The 21580-nt window shown below is 71.2% G+C and carries 23 protein-coding genes; 14 read left to right on the top strand and 9 right to left on the bottom strand.

Features of this window, described 5'->3' with window-relative positions:
* Positions 1-17: 17 nt before the first annotated feature.
* Positions 18-2516 (bottom strand): PEP/pyruvate-binding domain-containing protein, encoded by a 2499-nt coding sequence (locus tag O0235_RS09125; protein WP_270055483.1) that lies wholly within the window; start codon positions 2514-2516, stop codon positions 18-20.
* Positions 2517-2632: 116 nt separating this feature from the next.
* On the opposite strand from O0235_RS09125, the gene O0235_RS09120 reads away from it, so the two are divergent.
* The 9 genes from O0235_RS09120 (at position 2633) to otsB (ending at position 11141) form a co-directional block, all read left to right on the top strand.
* On the top strand, positions 2633-3187 hold the full coding sequence (locus O0235_RS09120; RefSeq protein ID WP_270055482.1) for a Y-family DNA polymerase: 555 nt from the start codon (positions 2633-2635) through the stop codon (positions 3185-3187).
* Positions 3188-3227: 40 nt separating this feature from the next.
* Complete coding sequence (locus O0235_RS09115) at positions 3228-3521, top strand: hypothetical protein (RefSeq protein ID WP_270055481.1); 294 nt, start codon at positions 3228-3230, stop codon at positions 3519-3521.
* Positions 3522-3623: 102 nt separating this feature from the next.
* Entirely contained in the window at positions 3624-6332 is a 2709-nt protein-coding gene (locus O0235_RS09110) for a valine--tRNA ligase (RefSeq protein WP_270055480.1), read from the top strand.
* Between the two features lie 331 nt (positions 6333-6663).
* Positions 6664-6834, top strand: coding sequence for a hypothetical protein (locus O0235_RS09105; protein ID WP_270055479.1), 171 nt, complete (start codon positions 6664-6666; stop codon positions 6832-6834).
* A 63-nt stretch (positions 6835-6897) separates the two neighbouring features.
* On the top strand, positions 6898-7557 hold the full coding sequence (locus O0235_RS09100; protein ID WP_270055478.1) for a hypothetical protein: 660 nt from the start codon (positions 6898-6900) through the stop codon (positions 7555-7557).
* An 87-nt stretch (positions 7558-7644) separates the two neighbouring features.
* The gene (locus O0235_RS09095; protein ID WP_270055477.1) at positions 7645-7878 is read left to right on the top strand and encodes a response regulator transcription factor; all 234 of its coding nucleotides are present in this window, start codon (positions 7645-7647) and stop codon (positions 7876-7878) included.
* A gap of 48 nt (positions 7879-7926) precedes the next feature.
* Positions 7927-8805: a MaoC family dehydratase gene (locus tag O0235_RS09090; RefSeq protein ID WP_270055476.1), complete on the top strand. Its 879-nt coding sequence runs from the start codon at positions 7927-7929 to the stop codon at positions 8803-8805.
* 84 nt (positions 8806-8889) lie between these two features.
* On the top strand, positions 8890-10359 hold the full coding sequence (locus O0235_RS09085; RefSeq protein WP_270055475.1) for a trehalose-6-phosphate synthase: 1470 nt from the start codon (positions 8890-8892) through the stop codon (positions 10357-10359).
* Entirely contained in the window at positions 10353-11141 is a 789-nt protein-coding gene (otsB, locus tag O0235_RS09080; protein WP_270055474.1) for a trehalose-phosphatase, read from the top strand. The genes O0235_RS09085 and otsB overlap by 7 nt, the downstream gene beginning before the upstream one ends.
* A 97-nt stretch (positions 11142-11238) precedes the next feature.
* Here otsB and O0235_RS09075 read toward each other — a convergent pair whose 3' ends face one another.
* Positions 11239-12258: an LLM class flavin-dependent oxidoreductase gene (locus O0235_RS09075; protein WP_270055473.1), complete on the bottom strand. Its 1020-nt coding sequence runs from the start codon at positions 12256-12258 to the stop codon at positions 11239-11241.
* 113 nt (positions 12259-12371) lie between these two features.
* Between O0235_RS09075 and O0235_RS09070 the strand changes: the two genes are divergently transcribed.
* Both O0235_RS09070 and O0235_RS09065 read left to right on the top strand, forming a co-directional pair.
* On the top strand, positions 12372-13091 hold the full coding sequence (locus O0235_RS09070; protein ID WP_270055472.1) for an RsmE family RNA methyltransferase: 720 nt from the start codon (positions 12372-12374) through the stop codon (positions 13089-13091).
* Between the two features lie 32 nt (positions 13092-13123).
* Positions 13124-13510: a hypothetical protein gene (locus tag O0235_RS09065; RefSeq protein WP_270055471.1), complete on the top strand. Its 387-nt coding sequence runs from the start codon at positions 13124-13126 to the stop codon at positions 13508-13510.
* 13 nt (positions 13511-13523) lie between these two features.
* On the opposite strand, the gene O0235_RS09060 is transcribed toward O0235_RS09065, so the two are convergent.
* Genes O0235_RS09060 through O0235_RS09050 form a run of 3 tightly spaced genes read right to left on the bottom strand, consistent with a single transcriptional unit; the run spans position 13524 to position 17077 of the window.
* The gene (locus O0235_RS09060; protein WP_270055470.1) at positions 13524-14417 is read right to left on the bottom strand and encodes an ABC transporter permease; all 894 of its coding nucleotides are present in this window, start codon (positions 14415-14417) and stop codon (positions 13524-13526) included.
* On the bottom strand, positions 14417-15367 hold the full coding sequence (locus O0235_RS09055; RefSeq protein ID WP_270055469.1) for an ABC transporter permease: 951 nt from the start codon (positions 15365-15367) through the stop codon (positions 14417-14419). The genes O0235_RS09060 and O0235_RS09055 overlap by 1 nt, the downstream gene beginning before the upstream one ends.
* Before the next feature lie 15 nt (positions 15368-15382).
* Entirely contained in the window at positions 15383-17077 is a 1695-nt protein-coding gene (locus O0235_RS09050; protein ID WP_270055468.1) for an ABC transporter substrate-binding protein, read from the bottom strand.
* Positions 17078-17406: 329 nt separating this feature from the next.
* Between O0235_RS09050 and O0235_RS09045 the strand changes: the two genes are divergently transcribed.
* Positions 17407-18123 (top strand): TetR/AcrR family transcriptional regulator, encoded by a 717-nt coding sequence (locus O0235_RS09045; protein WP_270055467.1) that lies wholly within the window; start codon positions 17407-17409, stop codon positions 18121-18123.
* On the opposite strand, the gene O0235_RS09040 is transcribed toward O0235_RS09045, so the two are convergent.
* Genes O0235_RS09040 through O0235_RS09030 form a run of 3 tightly spaced genes read right to left on the bottom strand, consistent with a single transcriptional unit; the run spans position 18124 to position 20375 of the window.
* Positions 18124-18561, bottom strand: a complete 438-nt coding sequence (locus O0235_RS09040; protein ID WP_270055466.1) for a hypothetical protein — start codon at positions 18559-18561, stop codon at positions 18124-18126.
* A 36-nt stretch (positions 18562-18597) separates the two neighbouring features.
* A complete protein-coding gene (locus tag O0235_RS09035; protein WP_270055465.1) occupies positions 18598-19827 on the bottom strand; it encodes an MFS transporter in 1230 nt (409 codons plus the stop codon).
* Entirely contained in the window at positions 19824-20375 is a 552-nt protein-coding gene (locus O0235_RS09030) for a CvpA family protein (RefSeq protein ID WP_270055464.1), read from the bottom strand. The genes O0235_RS09035 and O0235_RS09030 overlap by 4 nt, the downstream gene beginning before the upstream one ends.
* Before the next feature lie 72 nt (positions 20376-20447).
* Here O0235_RS09030 and O0235_RS09025 point away from each other — a divergent pair, with 72 nt between their 5' ends.
* Entirely contained in the window at positions 20448-20636 is a 189-nt protein-coding gene (locus O0235_RS09025; protein WP_270055463.1) for a methytransferase partner Trm112, read from the top strand.
* Positions 20637-20640: 4 nt separating this feature from the next.
* Positions 20641-20910 carry a hypothetical protein gene (locus O0235_RS09020; RefSeq protein ID WP_270055462.1) on the top strand — a complete coding sequence of 90 codons (270 nt, stop codon included), beginning with the start codon at positions 20641-20643 and terminating at the stop codon, positions 20908-20910.
* Between the two features lie 96 nt (positions 20911-21006).
* Here the strand turns inward: O0235_RS09020 and O0235_RS09015 are convergent, their stop codons facing one another.
* Positions 21007-21501: an Hsp20/alpha crystallin family protein gene (locus tag O0235_RS09015; protein ID WP_270055461.1), complete on the bottom strand. Its 495-nt coding sequence runs from the start codon at positions 21499-21501 to the stop codon at positions 21007-21009.
* Between the last annotated feature and the right edge of the window lie 79 nt (positions 21502-21580).

Genomic DNA, 21580 nt, shown 5'->3' with positions numbered 1-21580 from the left:
GCGCAGGGGCAGGGCCGTCAGGCGGCGGGCGGCTCTTCGAGGATGGTGACGGTGCCGGCGATGCCGTCGACGGCGACGAGGTCGCCGGTGCGGATGCGGGCGGTGCCCTGGCGGACGTTGACGACGGCGGGGAGGCCGTATTCGCGGGCGACGGTGCTGCCGTGGCTGAGGGCGCTGCCCATATCGACGACGAGGCCGGCGGCAAGGGCGAAGAGCGGCGTCCAGCCGGCATCGGTGACGGGCGCGACGAGGATTTCGCCGGGCTGCAGGGGACCGTCGGTCTTCGGGTCGAGGATGACGCGCGCGCGGCCGGTGACGCGGCCGGGGCTGACGGGCGTGCCTTTCAGGACATCGCCGGCGTGGCCGGCTTCGGCGGGCTGGAGCGGGACGGGCCGGCCGCGGAAGCGCTCGGGAAGGATGACGTGGCGGTTGCGCTCGAATTCGCGGCGGCGGGCGGTGACGCTGGCCGAGAGGTCGAGCCGGAGGCCGTTGCCGAGGACGCGGGAGACCTCTTCGTGGGAGAGAAAGAAGATGTCGTCCGGTTCGCGGATGACGCCGAGTTCGACGAGGCGGGCCTGGACGGCGGCGAGATGCCAGTCGCCGAGGCGGGCGGCGCGGACGAGGATGGATTTCGTGCGCTCGCGCAGCGCGACCCAGCCCTGGGCGCGGGGGAGGAGCCAGCGGAAGATGCGGCGCTGCGGCCACTTGAGGCGGGCGTCGATCTCGCGGGTGAGGGCGAGGCGTTCGGCCTCCTGGCGGGCGAGGACGGCGGGCGGCGCGTGCTCCGGGTCGATATCGAGGTACGAGGCGACCATCTCGACCACGGGAGCGGGGTCCCAGCGCCACGTTTTTGCGGCGGTCTCCATCTCGTTGAGGCCGCGGTGGCCGTGGCGTTCGATGAAGGCGGCGAAGCGCTCCTGCCACCGGGCGGGGAGGGCGGGGTCGCGGGGGTCGAAGCCGGGCTCGCGGAGGCGTTCGGCGATGCCGGTTTCGATGGCCGTGCGGGAGAGCTCCCAGAGGTCGAGGCTGATGCGTGCGCTTTCGACGCCGGGCAGGCCGGTGAAGAGCGTGGGCACGCGGCCTTCGGCTTCGTCGCCGAGGACGGGGCGGACGAGGGCGAGGATGGTGTCGTAGCCGGAGCCGGCGACGCCGGTGACGCGGAGGTGGACGCGGGAGATGCGGGCGGCGAAATCGAGGATGCGCTCGCGGTAGCGCTGGAGCTCGGCGGAGGAGAGGGTGAAGGGGTCGACGGCGCGGACCTTCTGCTCGGCATCGAAGACGGCGCGCTCGGCGCGGTCGGCCTGCTTCGAGAGCGTGGCCATGAGGCGGAGCATGCGGGGCGCGGTGAGGATGCGGTGGCGCCAGGTTTTGAGCCGCGGGAGCGGCGTGCGCCAGCCGTCTTCGATGGGGCCGCCGAGGTACTGCTGTTCGAGGGCGCCTTCGCGGAATCCGAGCACGCGGGAGGCGATGAGGCGGGTGGCTTCCATGTTGAGGAAGGCGCGGTTGTAGAAGCAGCCCATGAAGACGGGGTTCTCGTCAGCCGAGAGAAGGCCGAGTTCGTGGTAGTCCTCGGTGTAGGCGCGGGGGACGGTCTGGTTGAAGGTGGTGATGGTGAGCGGCGTGAGGAGGCCGGGGAGGATCTCCTGGACGTTGGCGGAGGTCCAGAGGTCGGCGTCGGAGGTGGGGGTATCGAACTCGGAGAACCAGCCGCCGAGGCCGTCGGGGCGCGGTGCAGATGCGGCGACGGAGGTAACCGGCCGCGACTGGAGGAGCCAGAGCTTGCCGCGGTCATCGGCGGCGAATTCGATGTCCTGCGGGCTGCCGAAGAGGTCTTCGGCGCGGAGGGCGGCGCGGACGACCGAAATGACGAGGTCGTCGGAGAGGACGGGGGCGGCGTGGGGGCGTTCGAGGATGGCGAGCGACTGGCGGTGGATGACGAAGCGCTGGCCTTCGGCCTGGCCGGAGACGAGGGCATCGCCGAGGCCGGCGACCGCCTCGACGACGACATGGTCGCGGCTGCCGGTGACGGGGTCGATGGAGAAGGCGACGCCGGCGGCGACGGCGGGGACCATGCGCTGGACGACGAGGGCCATGGCGGCTTCGGCGTCGGCGCCGACCGACTGGCGGTAGGCGCGGGCGGATTCGGCGTCGGCGGAGGCGAGGCAGCGGGCGACGGCGTCGATGAAGGCATCGCCGCCGGTGACGCCGAGGACCGTTTCGTGTTGGCCGGCGAAGGAGGCGGCGGCGCCGTCCTCATCGGCGGCGGAAGAGCGGACGGCGACCGGTTCGTAGGCGGGCACGAGGGCGGCGAGGCGGGCAAGCAGTTCGCGGCGGAGGTCGGCGGGCCAGGCGGCGGGTTCGCCGCGGAGGCGGGCGGCGACGTCGACGGGGATGATGAAGCCGTCGGGGACTTCGAAGCTGGCGCGGGCGAGGGCGGCGAGCGAGGCGCCTTTGCCGCCGTAGCGGGCGCGGTTGGCGGGGTCGGCCTCGCGGAGGGAGGGGAGGTGGGCTGTCATGGCCGGGATCGTAGCGTTAACGAGCGGGAGGTTCAGCAAGGCGGGCCGGGCTCGTTGCAGAGTTAGAACATTTGTTCTATCTTTCGAAGGACTCCGGTGACAGAGGAGGGTTGGCGATGCGGGTGCTGGTGCTGGCGATGCCGCGGCTTTCGGTGCAGCTGGCGCGGCGGGAGGCGCCGGGGCTGCGCGGGCGGCCGCTCGCGACGGTGCAGCCGCGGGGCTGCGGCCTGGTCGTCGCGTCCGCTTCGGCGGAGGCGTCGGCTGCCGGCGTGGCGCCCGGGATGGCGCTCGAGGCAGCGCGCGCCCGGTGCCCTGCGCTGGCGGCGGTCCCGGCGAAGCCCGCAGCGGAGCTGGACGAGCTCGAGCGGCTGACGGGAGTGTTGCGCGTGAAAGCGACACCGCATGTCGCGGCCGCGACGCGGGAGGCCGTGGCGGTCGACCTGGCCGGGCTGGAGGGTCGGTTCGCGCACGAGCTCGCGGCGGCGGAGGCGCTGGCGGGGCTGGCGCGGGCGTGGACGGGGCTCGATGTGCGGGCGGCAGTCGCCGACACATGGGAGGAGGCTGAGGCGGCGGCGCGCGCGGCGCGGCGGGCGGTGGTCTGCCCGGCGCGGGGCGCGCGCGGGCGCTGCCGCGGCGGGAGGGGCTGGCCGTGCGGGTGGCGGGGCCGGTGACGGGGAGCGGCTCGCGGCAGCGCTGGAGCGGCTGGGGCTGGTGCTCGCGGCGCACGGGGCGAGCTGCCGCGGGCTGGAGGTGGAAGTGACCGCGGCGGGCGGCGGGGTGCGGTGCTGGCGGCTTCGCGCGGCCGGGCCGCTGCACCGCGGGCACGAGCTGGCGGCGCTGGTGCGGCCGCTGGTCCCGGCGCTCGAGGGGGCGGCGGCGGCGGCGGCGCGGGTGCTCGGGGCGGGGCCGTCGGTGGAGGTGCCGGGAGGGCGGACGGCAGCGGCGCGCCAGCCTGCGAACACGCCGGCAGCGGCTCCAGCCCGGCAGCTGCCGCTGGCGAGCTGACGGCGCGTGGCCCGTGCGGGAGGCCGGAAGGGGCGGCCCTGCTACACTTGAGGGCCAGGCGCGCCGCGCCGCACCACTCTTTCGCCGCCAGGGTTTGCTTCGATGACGACTGAGACGCCGGGGCCCGTTTTGCCGCCTGCCTACGAACCGGCGAACGTCGAGGAACGCATCTACCGGATGTGGGAGGAGGCGGGCTACTTCAAGCCGCGCATCGACCCCGGGCGGGAGCCGTACTGCATCATCATGCCGCCGCCGAACGTGACCGGGGAGCTCCACCTCGGCCACGGGCTGGAGGATGCGATCACTGACGCGCTGGTGCGCTGGCACCGCATGCAGGGGGACCCGACGCTCTGGCTGCCCGGCGAGGACCACGCGGGCATCGCGACCCAGAACGTCATCGAGAAGGAGCTGGCGAAGGAAGGGCTGACCCGGCACGACCTCGGGCGGGAGGCGTTCATCGAGCGGACGTGGCAGTGGGTGCGGAAATACCGGAGCCGGATTGCCGACCAGCACCGGAAGCTCGGCGCGAGCGCGGACTGGACGCGGGACGTCTTCACGCTCGACCCGCAGATCGTGAAGGCGGTGCGCACCACCTTCGTGAACCTGTACCGGGACGGGCTGATCTACCGCGGGCTGCGGATGATCAACTGGTGTCCGCGCTGCGAAACGGCGCTAAGCGACCTCGAGGTGGACTACCTCGAAGTGGCCTCGAAGCTGTGGTACATCCGCTACCCGGTGGTCGGCGAAGGCGGGATGCCGCTCCCGGATTATGTCGTGGTCGCGACGACGCGGCCGGAGACGATGGTGGGCGACACGGGCGTGGCGGTGAACCCGGCGGACGAGCGGTACGAGGAGAAGATCGGGCGGATGCTGCTGCTGCCCCTCATCGGCCGGGAGATCCCGGTGGTGGCGGACGAGCACGTAAAGATGGAGTTCGGCACCGGCGCGGTGAAGGTGACGCCGGGCCACGACCCGAACGACTGGGAGATCGGGCAGCGGCACGACCTGCCGGTAGTGGTGGCGATCGACCTGAAGGGGCGGATGAACGAGGAGGCGGGGCCGTACGCGGGGATGACGGTCGACGAGGCGCGCGCGGCGATCCTGCGGGACCTCGAGGACGAGGGATTCCTCGACCGCGTGGAGGAGTACACGCACAGCGTGGGCCACTGCAGCCGGTGCAAGACGCCGGTGCAGCCGCTGCCGAGCGAGCAGTGGTTCGTGGCGGTGACGAAGGAGTATGCGCCGGGGCATTCGCTGGCGGGGGACGCCATCGCAGCGGTGACCGAGGGGCGGATCCGGATGGTGCCGCAGCGGTTCGAGAAGGTGTACCTGAACTGGATGGAGAACATCCGGGACTGGTGCATCAGCCGGCAGCTGTGGTGGGGCCACCAGATCCCGGTGTGGTACTGCGAGAACGGCCACACCATCTGCCAGGTGGAGGACCCGGCGGCCTGCCCGGAGTGCGGCGGTTCGCTCCGGCAGGACGAGGACGTGCTCGATACGTGGTTCAGCTCGGCGCTGGCGCCGCACGCGGACCTCGGCTGGCCGGACGACACGGAGGACCTGCGCTACTTCTACCCGACGACCGACATGCAGATGGGCTATGACATCATGTTCTTCTGGTGCGCCCGGATGATCATGTTCGGTCTCTACAACATGCGGCACCGGGGGCCGGAGGGCGCGGTGCCGTTCCGGACGGTGCTGTTCCACGGGCTGATCCGGGACCAGCATGGCGAGAAGATGACGAAGTCGCGCGGGAACGTGGTGGACCCGCTGGTGGCGGCGAAGACGTACGGGGCGGACGCGTTCCGGTTCGCGATCGTGACGGGGGCGACGCTGGGGCAGGACCAGCGGTACAGCGACGAGCGCATGGCGGCGGCGCGGAACTTCGCGAACAAGCTGTGGAACTCGGCGCGCTTCGTCCTGATGCGGGTGGGCGAGCGGAAGCTGAAGCGGCCGCATCCGCTGGACCGGGAGACGCTGGCGCTGGAGGACCGGTGGATCCTGTCGCGGCTGGAGCGGCTGGAGCGGGATGTGGATTCGCTGCTGCGGGCGTACCAGCTGGGCGAATGCGCGCGGCAGATCGAGGACTTCCTCTGGGGCGAGTTCTGCGACTGGTACATCGAGATGGTGAAGCCGCGGCTGCAGGCGGGCGATGAGCGGCCGCTGAAGGTGCTCGTGCACGTGCTGGACCACGGGCTGCGGCTGCTCCACCCGTTCATGCCGTTCGTGACGGAGGAGCTGTGGCAGGCGCTGCGGAGCCGGGTGGATGACGAGATGGCGCCGCAGCTGATCGTTGCCTGGTATCCGAAGAGCGGCGGGAACTGGGCCGACGACGCAGCGGAGGCGGCGATGGCGCACGTCATCGAGGTGAACCGGACCATCCGGAACATCCGGGCGGAGAAGCGGCTGGAGGCGAGCGCGCGGCCGCAGGCCGTCGTTCGCGCAGGGAGCTACGCGGCGGCGCTGCGGGAGACGGCGGCGGCGACGAACTTCACCTCGCGGGTGGAGCTGACGGTGCTGGGCGAGGGCGATGCGCTGCCGCCGGGCGAATGGGCGTTCGGCCGGGTGGCAGATACGGAGGTGGCGGTGGCGCTCCCGCAGGTGGACGTGGCAGCGGAGCGCGCGCGGCTGGAGAAGGAGCTGGCCGAGGCGCGGGCGCACCTCGAGCGGCTGGAGAAGCAGCTGGCGAACCCGGCGTTCCGGGCGAAGGCGCCGCAGCATGTGGTGCAGGGGATGGAGGCGGCGGCAGCGGAGACGCGGGAGCGGGCGGCGGGGCTCGAGGAGCGGCTGCGGGCGCTCGGGGCTTAACCAAATCTTTCCGGTACGCCGGCTTTTTCGTCCTGCCTATCCCCCGATGGGGGATACCGCCGGCGGTGCGGGGCGTGTAGGGTAGGGGCGCCCCGGAAGGAGGTGAGGAACGATGCCCCGGGCGGCGGTCCTGCTGGCCGCGTGGGTTGTTCTTGCCGGCGGGCTGGTCCTGGCGAGCGACGGGCCGCGAGCGGCACGCGCCGGGACGGGCTTCTGGAGTGACGGATGGCCCGCGTGCACGTGGTGGGGAGCGACGTGGTTCAGCTCGCCGACCGTTGGGTGGGCCCGGACTGAAGGGCCTTCGAGCTGCGTGGACCGCGCCGCCGTTCGTTTGCAGTGGTACGACGGGCGGACGTGGCAGGATACGCTGCTGCAGTACAGCGCCTGGGGCGTGAGCTGGATTCAGTACGGCGGGTCACCGGCGACACTGCTGGTGGGAACCCATCAGGTCTACGTGGCGGGCTGGGGGTATTCCCAGTGGGGCGGCACACAGGAGCCGTGAGCCGACGGCGCGGCGGGCGGCCAGGCCCGGGGTGTGGGCGGCTCGCGATGCAGGAGGAACACGATGATGCAACGAACGATGGTCGCCGTCAGTGTCCTGGCAGCGGCGGTTCTCGCTGCCGCCGGGTTTGCAACGTGGCGGGCGGCCTCCGGGTCGGCTGAGACGGGCACGCCATTGACGGACGCTGCCGTGCGGGCGGAGCCGGGGCGGGGCGGCGAGCCTGGCGGCGCAGCCGCACGGGAGGTGCCGGCGCCGGTGCTCGACCGGCTGCGCGCCTCGGCCGATGCGACGGTGCTGGCGATACTCGCCGACGGGGTCGTGACACGGGATGAGGTGGCGGGCGCGTTCGCTGCGGCCGATGCCTGCACGAGGTCGGCCGCCGCGGAGGTCGGTGGGGTCACCATCGGACCGGCCACCTTCACCGACCCCGACGGGGTGATCAGTTTCGGCGGCGCGTCGTCGGCGTCGAAGGAGGCGCTGGACCGTGTCGGGTCGGCGCACCTCGCCTGCGTCGAGCGGCTGTTCAGCCCGGTGCTGGAGGCCTGGCAGGCGGGGCCGGCGTACGCCGCGCACCAGGCAGCCTGGGACCGGATGGCCGAGTGCCTGGCGGCGAAGGGGTATGCGACCCGGCCGGGCATGGACCTGCGGCAGATGGCGGAGGCCGTCGGGCCGGGAGCGCCGGCCGGCGATGTTGCGGCCTGCCAGGCGGCGGCGCGGCAGTGAGGACAGATCCGGGAGCGATTCGGCCGGGCCGGCGGGAAGCGGCGGGCACGCCGCCGGCCCGGGGACAGCCAGGCCGGGGCGGCGGCGATGGCGGGCTGCAGGCTTTCAGCGCGTGAAGCGGAGGTGCTCGGGCTGGTCGCGGAGGGCCGGACCAACGCGGAGGTCGCGGCCATGCTCGGCATTTCGCCCGAAACGGTGAAGACGCACGTGAGCCGCATCCTTGCGAAGCTGGGCGTGCAGAGCCGGCACCAGGCTGCTGCCTGGTGGATGAAGCGGAGGCCCCGGGAGCCGGGCGGCGGGTCGCCGGCGGCGGGCAGTTGACGGCCGCGGCGGGGTCGGTGGTAGGGTGCGCGGGCGGAGGGATGCGCGATGGCCGAATGGGATGATGACAGCTACGTCGGAAAGTACCTCGGGCGGCACGAGTACCTCGCCGATGCGGCGATGGTGGCGCAGTACACGCGGGCGACGGGCGATGCGAACCCGTGGTACACGGGGCCGTCGCCGCTGGGCGGGCCGGTGGCGCCGGCACTCCTGCTGCACAGCGAGCAGTACGCCTTCCGGCTCCGGGACTGGTATCTGCCGAAGCTGTACGGGAACCTCCACATCAAGCAGGAGTGGGAGCTGTTCCGCGCGGTGCCCGTCGGCACCCGGCTCTGGACGCACGGGATGATCGTGGACCGGTATCTGCGGAAGGACCGGGACGTGGTGGTGCTGGAGTTTTGCGTGTTCGACGAGGGGGACGTGATGGTGTCGCGCGGGCGGTGCCACCAGTCGTTCCTGCGCGATGGGGCGGAAGGGGCGGAGGTGGTGGGGAAGGAGCAGGCGGCGCGGAAGGCCGCGCGGCCGGAGGAGCCGGCAGGCGAGCCGCTGGAGGTGCTCGAGCCGGTGCGGCGGGTGGCGGACCTCGACCTGTGCATGGCGTTCAGCGGGCCGAAGCGGAACTACCACAACGACCGCGAGGAGGCGCGGAAGCTGGGGTTCCCGGATGTGGTCGTGCAGGGGACGCTGAGCACGGTGTTCATCTCGGAGATGCTGACGAACCGGTTCGGGCTGGGCTGGCTGGCCGGCGGCCGGATGTCGCTGAACCTGATCAACGTGCTCTGGGGCGGCGAGGCGGTGACGGCGCGCGGCGCGGTGCGGGCGATCACGCCGGAGGGCCGGCGGCGGCGGGCGCACCTCGACGTGTGGACGGAGAAGGACGACGGGACGAAGACGATCGCGGGGACGGCGAGTGCGCTGCTCGCCTGAGCGGGGTTGCGGCTGCATCGCAATCTGCGGTGGCGGCAGATTTGGGAGTTGATCGGGCCGGCAGTCATGCGGCCTACTGAAAGGGTGACGGCCCGCGCCCAGCTCATCCTCGCCAACCGCGCGTTCCTCGACCACGAGGCGCCGCGGTGGGCAGATTCGCCGTCGACGGCGTCGAGCGGGGGGCTGCTCGCGGCGGTCCGCCCCGTCATCGCGCCGTGGGACGGGCATTCGGGCACGACGTGGATCGGCGTCGGGATGGGGCGGTTCGACCGCGAATGGGTGGACCCGCGGGGGTACGAGATTCTCGAGACGCCTCGGGGGCCGCTGCGGCACCGGCGGCTGTTCTTCGGGTCGGCGACGTGGCAGGGGCACTACGGCGAGGTAGCGAACAGCTTCACGTGGCCGCTGTTCCACCTCGTGCGGGTCGACCTGCCGCGGGCGACGCCGTACTACCCGGAGCCGCAGCCGCCTTCGGCGGCGGGCTGGCAATCGTTCGTTGTCGTGAACCGGGCGTTCGCGGAGGCAGCCTGCGAGGAGGACGGGGCGCAGAGCTGCTGGGTGCACGATTACCAGCTGGCGCTGGTCCCGGCGATGCTGCGGGAGCGGGAGTTCCGGGGGCCGATCGGCTTCTTCCTGCACATCCCGTTCCCGTCGCTGGCGGTCATTCGGCCGTACCTTTCGGGGGAGGTGCGGCAGCGGCTGGCGGAGATCGTGCGGGGGATGCTCGGCGCGGACCTTGCGGGCTTCCAGACGCCGGGCGACGCTGAGCGGTTTGCCGAGGCGGCGTGTGAGCTGGCGGGGGCGCGCCCGGCGGCGGGCGGGCTGGAGGTGGACGGGCGGCTGGTGCGGGTCGGGGCGTACCCGGTCGGCATCGACCCGGAGGAGGTGCTGGCGGCGGCGCGGCGGGCGAAGCCGGTGACGCGGGTGCGGGCAGCGCGGGAGCTGGGGCTGCCGGTAGTGGTCGGGCTGGAGCGCGGCGATTTCACGAAAGGCATCCCGGAGCGGCTGCGGGCGATCGCGGAGGCGTACCGGCAGGGGAAGCGGTTCGCCTACATCGGCATCGCCTCGCCGACGCGGGAGGGGGTGGAGGTGTACGGCGCGCTGGAAGCCGCCATCGAGCGGGAGGCGGCGCGGGCGCGGGAGGCGGCCTACTGGGTCGGCTGCCCGTTCACGCAGGTGCGGGCTGCAGTCGGCTGGGACGACGTGGTGGCGCTGCAGCGGGACGCGGACGTGGTGTTCACGTCGTCGCTGGCGGACGGGATGAACCTCGTGCCGCTGCAGGCGGCGATCGCGCAGTCGCTCCGGCCGACGGAGGAGCGGGCGGTGGTGCTGGCGGGGGTCGATGCCGGGGTGACGAAGGTGTACGGCGGGGACGGCAGGGACGGTCTGCGGGCGGTGGACCCGCTGGACCAGCAGTCGCTGCTGGAAGGGCTGACGGAGGGGCTGGAGGGACGGCCGGCGCGCATCAGCGACCGGTTCATCGCGCTGGTGCGGGAGCGGGACGCCCGCTCCTGGGGGGAGCGATTCCTCGACGACCTGGAGGGGACATGCTGACGATCGAGACCATCGAGCGCATCAAGGCGCTGGCCGCGGCGCGGGGGCCGCTGCTGGTCGCCTCGGACCTGGACGGGACGCTGGCGCCGATCGTGGCGAACGCCTCGGAGGCGCGCGTGCCGCCGGGGACGCTCGCGGTGCTGGACCGGCTGGCGCAGCGGGCGAAGGTGGCGGTGATCACGGGGCGCGACCTGAACACGGCGCGGCGGATGGTGCCGGTGGAGGGGGTGGATGTCGTCGGGAGCCACGGGCTGGAGGCGTCGTTCGATGACCCGCTCATCCCGGGGGTGAACCGGGTGGCGCTCAGCGCGGCGCTGGAGCAGGTGGAGCAGCAGGTGATCACGGCGGTGCCGAGTTCGTTCCTGCACATCGAGCGGAAGGCGGTCTCGACAGCGTTCCATTTCCGCAAGGCGCCGGACCTGGAGGCGCCGCTGCGGGCCGCGCTGGCGACGCTGCCCGAGGGGCTGCGGCTGCGCGAGGGGCGGATGGTGCTCGAGGTGCTGCCGAACGCGAACGCGGGGAAGGGGGTGGCGCTGACGGCGCTCATCCGGCGCTACCGGGCGAAGTCGCTCCTGGCGATGGGGGACGATGCGACGGACGTGGCGATGTTCAAGGCGGCGCTCGAGGCGGCGCGGGGGCAGGGGCTGCACGTGCTGCTGGTCGGCGTCTCGGGCGGGAAGGAGACGCCGCCGCAGATCCCGGAGCTGGCGGACGTCGTCGTGGGGTCGCCGGCGGAGGCGCTGGAGGTGCTGGAGACGCTCGCGCGGGCCATGGGCGTGTAGGAGTAAGGAGTTCGGAGCTGGGAGTTGGGAGGACAGAACAGGAACACGGCGGGGAAGGCTTCCCCGCCGTGTCGCGTGATGGGGTGCGGCGCCCCGACTAGGAGACGAGGGTGCCGAGGATGCGCTCGACCTCGTTGAGGCTGCCCTGGGGCATGGTAATGACGGGCAGGTCGACGCCGAGCTGGCGGCGCTCTTCGACGCCGGCGGCGACCGTTTCGATGTCGCCGAAGACGGCGGTTTCTTCGAGCATGCGGTCGCCCATGGCGGCCATGATTTCGGGCGTGGTGCCGAACGGCATCGGCTTGCTGGTCTCGGCGGCCTTGCGCATCGCGGCGACTTCTTCAGCGAAGCCGTTGCGGGCGAGCATCTCGTGGTAGAAGTCGCCCATGTTGGTGACGTACCAGGAGATGGGGCCGGCGGCCTGGACTTTCGCCTTTTCGATGTCGGGGTTGATGACGACGGTGAGCTGGGCGACGCATTCGACGGCGTCGGCGGGGCGGCCGGCGGCGACGGCGGCGCGGCTGATGAACTCCCTCGCCTCCTGGTACTTCGACTTGGGCCAGTAAATGGGCATCCAGCCGTCGGCGCAGGTGGCGAGCGATTCCATCGATTTCGGCGAGATGGAGGCGACGAAGATGGGGATGTGCTTGCGCGGGGGTTCGAAGAGGAGCTTGAAGCCGCGCTGGAGTTTGAAGATTTCGCCGTCGTAGAAGACTTTTTCGCCGCTGATGATCATGTTGATGATCTCGACGTATTCCTTCGTGCGGCGGATGGGCTTGGAGAACTTCTCGCCGTGCCAGTGTTCGATGACGCGGGAGCCGGAGGTGCCGAGGCCGATGATGACGCGGCCGCCGGAGAGCTCATCGAGCGTGGCGAAGGTCATGGCGAGGACGGCGGGGGAGCGGCCGTAGACGGGCGCGATGCCGGTGCCGATTTTGATCTTGCTGGTGTTGAGGGCGATCTGGGTGAGGAGGGAGAACTGGTCGCGGCCCCAGGTCTCGGCGGTGAAGACCGCTTCGACGCCGACTTCTTCGGCGACCTTGATTTTCTCGATGGTCTGGCGGTTTTGTTCGGGGCTGCCGGTGAAGCCGACACCGACGGCCAGGCGCCTTGGCATGGTAACCTCGTAGGGGGTGGCGTGTCCGTTGCGAAAAAGGACCGACGGCCAGTATGGCAAACGGGGGTGGGGGCGGCAATGCGGCCCGGCGGCGGGGGTGTAGGCTAGCGGGGATGGGGCACATCCCGCGGGTCTACGTGGCGGCGAAGCTGGGGCCGGGGCCGGTGGCGCTGACGGGGGAGACCGCGAGCCGGCTGGCGACGGTGCTGCGGGCGCGGCCGGGCGACGAGCTGCGGCTGTTCGGCGGCGAGGGGCACGAGTGGCAGGCGGTGGTGCGGGCGGCCGAGCGGGGGCGGGTGCTCGCCGAGGTGACGGGGATGGCGCGGCAGGAGCCGCCGCCGGAGCCGGTGGTGGAGGCGTGGCTGCCGATCATCCGGGCGCAGCGGCTGGAGTGGGCGGTGGAGAAGTGCACCGAGGCTGGCGCCGACATCATCCGGCTCGCGGCGATGGAGTTCGGGCAGCGGGGCGCGGAGCCCTCGGAGGCGAAGCTGGAGCGGCTCGAGCGGATCGCCATCGAAGCGAGCGAGCAGTGCGAGCGGCTCTACCTGCCGGTCATCGAACCGGGCGGGAGCCTCGAGCGGCTGCTCGGCGGATTCCGGGGCGCGGTGGTGGCGATGGAGCGGGAGGGGATGGGGCCGGCGGAGCTCGCGCCGCTGCTGCCGGCGCAGGGCCGGGTGGCGGTGGTGTGCGGCCCGGAGGGCGGCTTTTCGCAGCGGGAGCTCGATCTGCTCCGGCGGAAGGGGGCGCTGTTCCTGCGGGCCGGGCCGAACATCCTGCGCGCAGAGACGGCGGCCGTGGCCGGGGTGGTGCTGGTGCGCGCGCTGGCAGGGTGAGGCCGCCGGGGCGCGGTGGTATCGTGGAGGCGATGCCGAAATCCGTGATGGGGATCGGGCTGACCGGGCTCGGGTTCGCCGGGGCGTTCGCGCTCCACGTGGCCGCGGGGGCGCTCGGCTGGGCGTGGCTGTTCGGCGTTGCGGTGGCGCTCATCTATTTCTTCGCAGCGGGGTTCCCGGCGATTGCGCTCTGGCTGGGCGGGATGCGCTACCGGGAGAGCCGGGAGGCGCGGCTGACGTATACGGCGGGGACGGTGATCGGGATGGGGCTGACGCTGGGCGCGCTCTGGGCGGCGAACGGGCGGTCGTTCGGGACGTGGACGTTCGTCCTGACGCCGGTGCTCGTGTCGGTGGTGAGCGCGCTGCTGCTGACCATCCGGGCGTGGCAGGAGGGGGAGTTCCGGCGCGCGCGGGCCTGAGGCGCGGGAGCGGTCAGCGGCGGAGGCGCGGGTCCCAGATGTCGCGGAGGGAATCGCCGAGGAGGTTCGCGCCGAGGACGACGAGGCTGATGGCGATGCCGGGGAAGACGACGACGTGCCAGTAGCCGGTGCGGGCGATGGAAAGGTTCTGGCCGCTCATGTCGCGGCCCCATGAGACGACATCGGGGCCGAGGCCGAGGAAGGAGAGGGCGGATTCGGCGAGGATGGCGCCGCCGAGGGCGCCGCTCATGATGACGATGACGAGCGGGAGGACGTTGGGAACGACGTGGCGAATGAAGATGCGCCATTCGGAGCAGCCGATGGCGCGGGCGGCTTCGACGTAGGTTTGGCGGGCTTCGATGATGGTGGCGGAGCGGAGGACGCGGTTGCCGCCGAAGAGGGCGCCGATGGCGATGGCGGCGATGATGGCTTCGATGCCGGGGCCGAGCGCGGCGCGGAGCATGAAGTAGAGGACGAGCGAGGGGAAGGCGGCGAAGGCCTCGCCGGAGCGCTGGATGATGTAGTCGAGCCAGCGGCCGTAGTAGCCGCCGAGGATACCGAGGAAGGCGCCGGAGGCGGCGCCGATGAAGATGGCGGCGGAGGAGATGATGAGAGAGACGCGGGCGCCCGCGATGACGCGGCTGAACATGTCCTGGCCGTTCTGGTTGAGGCCGAAGGGGTGCTGGAGGGAGGGGCCTTCGAGCGGGCGGCCCACGCTCAGGGCGTCCGGGTCGTAGGGAGCGAGGGCGGGGCCGAAAATCCCGGTGAAGACGAACAGGACGAGAACGATGAACCCGAAAACGCCGGCGGGGTGCTGGCGGGCGGTGCGGCCCAGGCGGCGGAGGGGCCCCGGGCGGCGGTAGGCGGGCGCGAAATCGAGGCGGGAGGCGGCGGTGGTGGCGGCCATCAGGTGTACTTCACCCGGGGGTCAATGAGAGCGTAGGAGATATCGACGAGGAGGTTCATGCCCATGACGACGATGGCGGTGTAGAGGACGAGAGTCTGGATGACAGGGAAGTCGCCGGTGACGGAGGAGACGAGGAAGAACTGGCCGAGGCCGTTGATGGAGAAGACCTGTTCGAGGATGAGGGAGCCGAAGAAGAGCGCGGTGATCTGGCCGCCGATGAGGGTGACGATGGGGATGAGGGTGTTGCGGAGGCCGTGCTGGAGGACGACGGCCCGCCCGGGGAGGCCCTTGGCGCGGGCGGTGCGCATGTAGTCCTGGCGGAAGACTTCGAGGAGGGAGCTGCGCGTGAGGCGCATCATCGCGGCGGCGCCGCCGACGCCGAGCAGGATGGTGGGCGGGAGGTAGAGGCGGAGGTTTTCGAGCGGGTCCTGCGTGAAGGGGATGTGGCCGCCGACCGGCGGCGAGTAGTTCCACCAGATGGATGGCAGGACGATGAGGAGGATGAGGAGGAAGAAATCGGGGATGGACTGGCCGAAGACGGCGAAGAAGCGGAAGAGGTAGTCGATCGGCGTATTTTGCTTGACGGCGGTGATGACGCCGAAGGTGACGCCGAAGAGGGTGGAGAAGAAGATGGAGAGGATCAGGATTTCGAGCGTGACGGGAAGGCGGCGGGCGATTTCCTGCCAGACGGGCTGGCGGGAGCGGAAGGTTTCGCCGAGGTCGCCGCGCGCGACCTGGCCGAGCCAGATGAAGAACTGCTGGAGCGGCGGCTTATCGAGGCCGAGCTCGCGGCGGATCTCCTGTTCCTGTTCGAGCGTGGTGTTCTGGTTGACGTAGAGGGTGACGGGGTCGATCGCCCACGGCATCCGGAGGGTGAAGAAGGCGAGGACGGAGACGATCGCCATGATGAGCGGCACGTAGACGAGCCGCCGGAGGATGTACTGGCGCATGCCGCTCTCCCGGGGTTACTTGTCGATCCAGACCTTTCCGTTGAAGAGGCCGTAGCTGCCGCGGCCGACGACGCGGCCTTTGACGTAGGCCCAGGTGGCGGTGTTGGTGATGGCGATGAAGGTCGGGATGAAGGGCGCGCCGCGCTCCCAGGCTTTGCGCTGGATGTCCTGGACGGCGGCTTTGCGCTGGGCGTCGTCGAGGATGGTCTTCTGCTTTTGGACGAGCTGGTCCATCTCGTCGTTGCTGTAGCCGGCCCAGTTGGGGCGCCCGCCGATCTGCTTGGCGTAGCCGCCGATGTAGGAGGAAGGGTCGTCGTAGGCGAGGGAGGCGTAGACCATGAAGCCGTCGTACTGGGAGCCGTAGAGGGATTGCTGGAGCCAGCGGCCGAGGTCTTCGCCGACGAGTTTGATTTTGAGGCCGAGGTTCTTTTCGAGCTGGGAGCGGACGATCTGAGCGAACTGCTGGTTCCGGTCGCCGGGGGTGATGTACTTGATGCTGTATTCCTTCGAGGTATCGAAGGCGGTAGCGGCGAGGAGCTTTTTCGCCTCGGCGGGGTCGTACTTGCCCCAGGTGGCCTTGAGGTCGGCCTCGGGGAGGGCTTCGCCGAAGGCTGGCGGGACGGGGCCGCTGACCTTGCCTTCGCCGAAGTTCATGAGGTTGATGAGCTCCTGGCGGTCGATGGACATGGAGATGGCCTGGATGACGCGGGGGTCGGCCCACTGGCCGTCGCCGCGGGGGAGGACCGTCCAGACGGAGCGGGAGTCTTCGGCGTCGATGACGATTTTGTCGCCGTGGCGCTTGACGAGGTCATCGCGTTCGAGCTTGTTGTTGAGGGCGACCTGGTGGATTTCCTCGGCGGAGAAGGCGGCGAGGGCGGCCGCCTGTTCCTGGATGAGGCGGTATTCCTGGGCGGCGAGGTAGGGTTCGCCGGCGATCCGCCACTTGTCGAACCGCTTGAGCTTGAAGTTGGCGCCGTTTTCGTGGGAGACGAATTCGAAGCGGCCGGAGCCGATGAGGTCTTTGTCCATGAAGGAGGGGTCTTTGGCGATCTCCTCGGGGAGGATGGAGGAGCCGATCGGGCTGCCGCCGTTGGTGGACGAGAAGGTCCAGGCGTCGACCTGCTTGAGGGTGAAGTTGATGGTCGAGTCGTCGACGGCGACGACGTTGTCGAGGACCTGGGTCCACCAGGAGGAGTTGGAGATGCGGGTCTGCTGGCGGGCGGCCATGTAGGAGGCGGCGACGTCCTGGGCTTTGACGCGGCGGCCGTTGATGGGGGGTTTGTTGTGGAAGTAGGCCTCGCCGATCTTGACGGTGAAGTGGAGCGGGTCCGGCTGTTCGATGGAGGTGGCGAGGAAGTTTTCGCGGATGCCGGTATCGAGCGGGGTGTACCAGAGGTGGTCGAAGATGGTGAAGCCCCAGAGGAGGCCGCTGTCGAGGCCGCCGTAGGGGTTGATGGTGGCGAAGATGGCGCCCTGGCGGAGCTTGAGGGTGCCGTCTTTCTTGACGACTTCGCCGGGGGTGGTGGGCGTCGGCGCGGTGGGGGTGCCGGGGCGGACGCCGGCGGGGGTGGGTGTCGGCCCGGAGCCGCTGTCGCTGTCGCCGCCGCAGCCGGCGAGAGCCCACGCGGCGGCGCCGAGGCCGGCCGCGGCGCCGCCGGTGAGGAGGCGGCGGCGGCGGAAGCGGGTGGTCCAGTAGTTCTCGCGGTTCATGATGTCCCTTCCCCCATGTTTCGCGTGGCGCCGAAGGTTAGTTCGGCGCGAATGTGTGCCTTCTACTGCCCTGCATAGGCGCTGTCAATAGCGCCGATTTGCCGTTGGTACGTTTTCGGGGGTGTCGCGGATTGCGGTCCGCTCGCCCGCCGGGGGTATGGGAGGTTCGGATGGCTCCGGGGGGTGTGCAGGCGCCCCTACAAAGCCTGCACACCGCTCCCGGGCCCGCTTCGGACCACGCGCCCAACCCGACAGCAAAGATTAGACGCGTGTGTTTATCCGAAGGCGCTCAACCTACCGCGGGAGTGGTAGAGTTGTCAACGGCCTGCGTGCGAGAATTTTCGGCGGGCGAGGGAACGATGGGCGACGAGTTCGGTCTGCGAGGCTACCGGGTGCAGGACCCGGCGCGTGCGGAGGCCCGCCGGCGGGAGATCATGCGGGCGATGGCGGAGGTGGTGCTGGAGAAGGGGCTGCCCGATGCGACGCTGGAGGACGTGGCGGCGAAGATGGGCACGAGCCGGGCGGTGATCTACTACCAGTTCCGGAGCAAGGAGGACCTCTGGGTGGAGGTGGCGGTGGAAGCGGTGCGCACGGCGGAGCGGCGGCTGCGGGCGATCATCGCGGCGGCGCCGGGCCCGGAGGCAGCGCTCTTCAACGCGCTGCGGGACCTGCTCATCATGGGCGAGCACCATACGATCGTGCGGGCGAGCTACGTGGGCGGGCGCTCGCGGAACCTGTCGCCGGAAGGGCGGGAGCGGGTGCGGGAGGCGGACCGGGACTACGAGCATGCGCTGATGGACGTGGTGAAGTGGGGGGTCGACGCGGGGGTGTTCATCCCGCGCGATGCGCGGCTGGTGGCGTACACGCTGATGTTCGCGACGAACAACAACTTCTCGTGGCGGCGACCGGGCGGGCCGCTGACGTTCGAGTACATCCTGGCGGAGTTGCCGGCGATGCTGCTGAACTCGGTGCTGCTGGAGCCGCGGGTGTTCGAGCCGCACGGGCCGCACCCGCTGCCGCCGGTGATCGACCCGGGCGAGGTGTAGTCAGCGGCCGCGGTCGGCCTCTTCGAAGAGGAGAAGGCGGCCGCGAACCTTTTCCTGGAGCCGGTCGAAATCGTCGCGGCCGAGGGCGAGGGCGGTCTCGCGGGCGGCGAGCCGTTCGAGGCGGGCGTACTGGGCGTCGCTCATGGCGTGCTCGGCCTCCCAGGCGCGCCAGTTCGAGCCGCGGATGCGCACCCAGTCGTCGAGGAGCGGCCTGAGGCCGGCGAGGGCGTCGACGTAGCGGGCGCGGGCGTTGCGGGCGCCTTCGAGGACCTGCGGGTCGCCCGGGGCGGCGAAGGCGGCATCGATGGCGGCGAGGAGGTCGCGCATGAGCGGCATGAGCAGGGCGGCGGTGGTTTCGAAGTACTCGAGTTCGCGGTCGTAGGCGTCGAGGAGGGCGTCGATTTCGCGGGCGATGGCGTCGCTGGCGGGGTCGGACATGGCGGCAGTATGGCAGAGCGGCGGGCGGGCCGCGGGTCAGCCGGCGCGGACCCGGGGTTCGATGCGGTAGCGGCGGAGGCCGGGGAGGCGGGCGGCGACGATGGCGACGACGGCGAGCGTGCCGATGCCGCCGGAAACGACGGCGAAGGTGGCGTTTACCAGGCCGGCGACGAGGCCGGATTCGACAGCGCCGAGCTGGTTGGAGGCGCCGATGAAGAGCATGTTGACGCTCGAGACGCGGCCGCGGAGGTCGTCGGGTGTGGCGAGCTGGATGATGGTCTGGCGGAGGACGACCGAGACCTGGTCGGCCATGCCGATGGCGGCGTACGTGGCGACGGAGAGGTAGAAGTTGCGGGAGAGGCCGAAGAGGATGGTGCCGAGGCCGAAGAGGGCGACGGTGATGAGGAGGACGCGGCCGGCGGGCCGGATGGGCGGGAGGAAGATGAGGATGACGGACATGAGGAGGGCGCCGGCTTCGAGGGAGGCGGCGAGGATGCCGTAGCCGACGCCGCCGACGCCGAGGATGTCGGTAGCGTAGATGGGAAGGAGGGCCTGGGCGCCGCCGAAGATGACGGCGAACATGTCGAGCGTCATGGCGCCGACGATCGGCTGGCGGCGGATGACGAACTGAAGGCCTTCGCGGATGGCGGCGAGGGAGACGGCGCGGCGGGGGCCGGCGATGGGGCGGGGGCGCAGGAGCGCGGTGAGCCCGATGGTGAGCAGGACGAGCGCGGCGTGGACGGCGTAGGCGGCTTCGACGCCGGCGAGGGCGATGCAGAGGCCGGCGAGCGCCGGGCCGGTGACGAAACCGAGCGACTGGATGGTGGAGCTGACGACGATGGCGTTGGGGAAGGTCTCGGGCGTGACGAGCTGGGGCAGGAGGGCCTGGCGGGCGGGGTTTTCGAACGCGGCGGCGACGGCAACGGCGAGGACGAGGCCGTAGATGAGCGGCGCGCTCACGGTGCCGCCGGCCGTGGCGGCGAAGAGCGCTGCGGAGGCCGCCGCCGGGACGCAGAGCGCGGCCATGACGATGACCTTGCGGTTGCGGGCATCGGCGACGGCGCCGCCGACGAGCGTGAGGCCGAGCGAAGGCAGGAACCGCGCGAGGCCGATGAAGGCGAGCTGGAAGGCGGAGCCGGTGAGCTGGTAGACGTGGTAGAGGATGGCGGCGTTGAGCAGCGTCATCGCCACGGCGGAGGCGAGCCGGGCGGCGGCATAGGCCGCGAACGAGGGCTGCCGGAGCGCGGCGAGGGGGTCGTGGGTCACGGGGCGGGGGTCGGCGCGGGGCCGGCCGCCTCGTCGATGGCGTCCGCGGCCTTGCGGAAGAGCTCGACCCCGGTTTCGAAGGTCTGGGGGAGGAAGGCAAGGGTGAGGGGCGCCGCGTCGAGCAGGATACGGGCCGTGCGGGAGCCCTGGATGTCGTCGCGGAGGTCGGGGCTGGGGTAGCGGACGATGACGATGAGGATGGCCTGGGCGACGAGGGCGGCTTTGAGGATGCCGAAGAGGCCCCCGGCGAGGCGGTCGAGCCCGCCGAGGTTGAGCATCTCGGCGGTGCGCTTGAGGAGGTGGGCGGCGACGTTCCCGCCGATGATGACGCCGGCCATGATGGCGAGGAAGGAGATGACGGCGGAGAGGTCTTCGTTGTCGATGATGGGGTCGACCTTGGGGAACATCCGGGCGTAGAGGGCGCCGGCGATGGGAATGGCGAGGATGACGGAGACGAGGATGACGAGCTCGCGGATGAAGCCGTTGGCGTAGCCGCGCCAGGCGGAGAGCCCGATGGCCGCGATGAGGAGGAGGTCGAGCCAGTTCACGCCAGCGTATGGTCGGCGACCGGGGCGGAATGCGCCAAGGCGCACAGGCGGGCGGCGGGGTAGGATGTGGGCATGGAACGGCTGCTGCTGGAGATCTTGTGCTGCCCCGTCTGCCGGGGCGAGCTGGAGCTGCGCGACGCGGAGGAGGCGGAGGGGGAGATTATGTCGGGGACGCTGGTCTGCCTCGGGTGCGGGGAGCGCTACCCGATCACCGACGGCATTCCGAACATGCTGCCGCCGGACCAGCGGAATGGCGGCTGAGGGGATGGGCGGGGCACCCGGGGCTGACGCCTGCGGCCACGAGGAGGCGCGGGAGCCGCTGCTGACGGTGGGCGATGGGCCGCTGCTCTGGCGCGGCGCGGCGCTGGGCGGTCTGGCGGCGGTGCTGGGCGCGGGCGCGGTGAAGCTGGCGAAGGCGTCGGTGCTGCTGGCCCCTGGGGCGGCGGTGCTGGGGCTGGGGGCGGTGCTGGCCGGCTGGGCGGCGCTCGTGCACCTGACCGGCGGGGAGCGGTTCGACGACGGCGGCTGCGACTGAGCCGCACGCGCGCGTCGGCAAGCCCGGTTCGCGGGCGAACGAAGACGGCCCCGGTCGGTGACCGGGGCCGCGGTGCTGGTTCCCCTCAGCGGGTGATCAGTTGGTGTTGGAGACGGCCTGGCCTTCGACGACGCCCTGCGGCGTGATCTTGATCGAGCGGGCGCGGGCCTCGGGCTTCTTCGGAAGGACGAGGCGGAGCATGCCGTGCTCGAAGCTGGCGCTGGCCTTCTCGGCGTCGACGGTGGGCGGGAGGCGGAGCTGCCGCTGGAAGCTGCCGTAGCGGATTTCGCGGCGGAGGTAGTTCTCCTCGTTCGCCTCTTCCTTGTGGCTGAATTCGCCCTTGATGGTGAGGACGTCGTCTTCGACGGAGATATCGACGTCCTTCGGGTCGACGCCGGGCACGGCGGCCTTGATCACGAAGGAATCGGGCTGCTCGATGACGTCGAGGGCGAGGCTGATGGGGCCGAGGTCTTCACTGCCGTTGCGGAAGGCCGGGAAGCGGCCGAAGGACTGCTCGAAGAGGCGGTCCATGAGGTTCCGCATGGCGGTGATTTCCGCGGCGGGGTCCCAGCGAGTGAGCGCATTGGCCATCGGTGCACCTCCTTGGCTGTCGTGGTTTCGACCCTATTCTGCAAAGCACGCATCACGCTGTCAAGAGGTTTGAGCCATG

The organism is Tepidiforma flava (genome assembly GCF_027594505.1).
GTDB lineage: Bacteria > Chloroflexota > Dehalococcoidia > Tepidiformales > Tepidiformaceae > Tepidiforma > Tepidiforma flava.
Note: the sequence above shows the minus strand (reverse complement) of the source record. Positions and strands in the feature narration are given on the sequence as shown.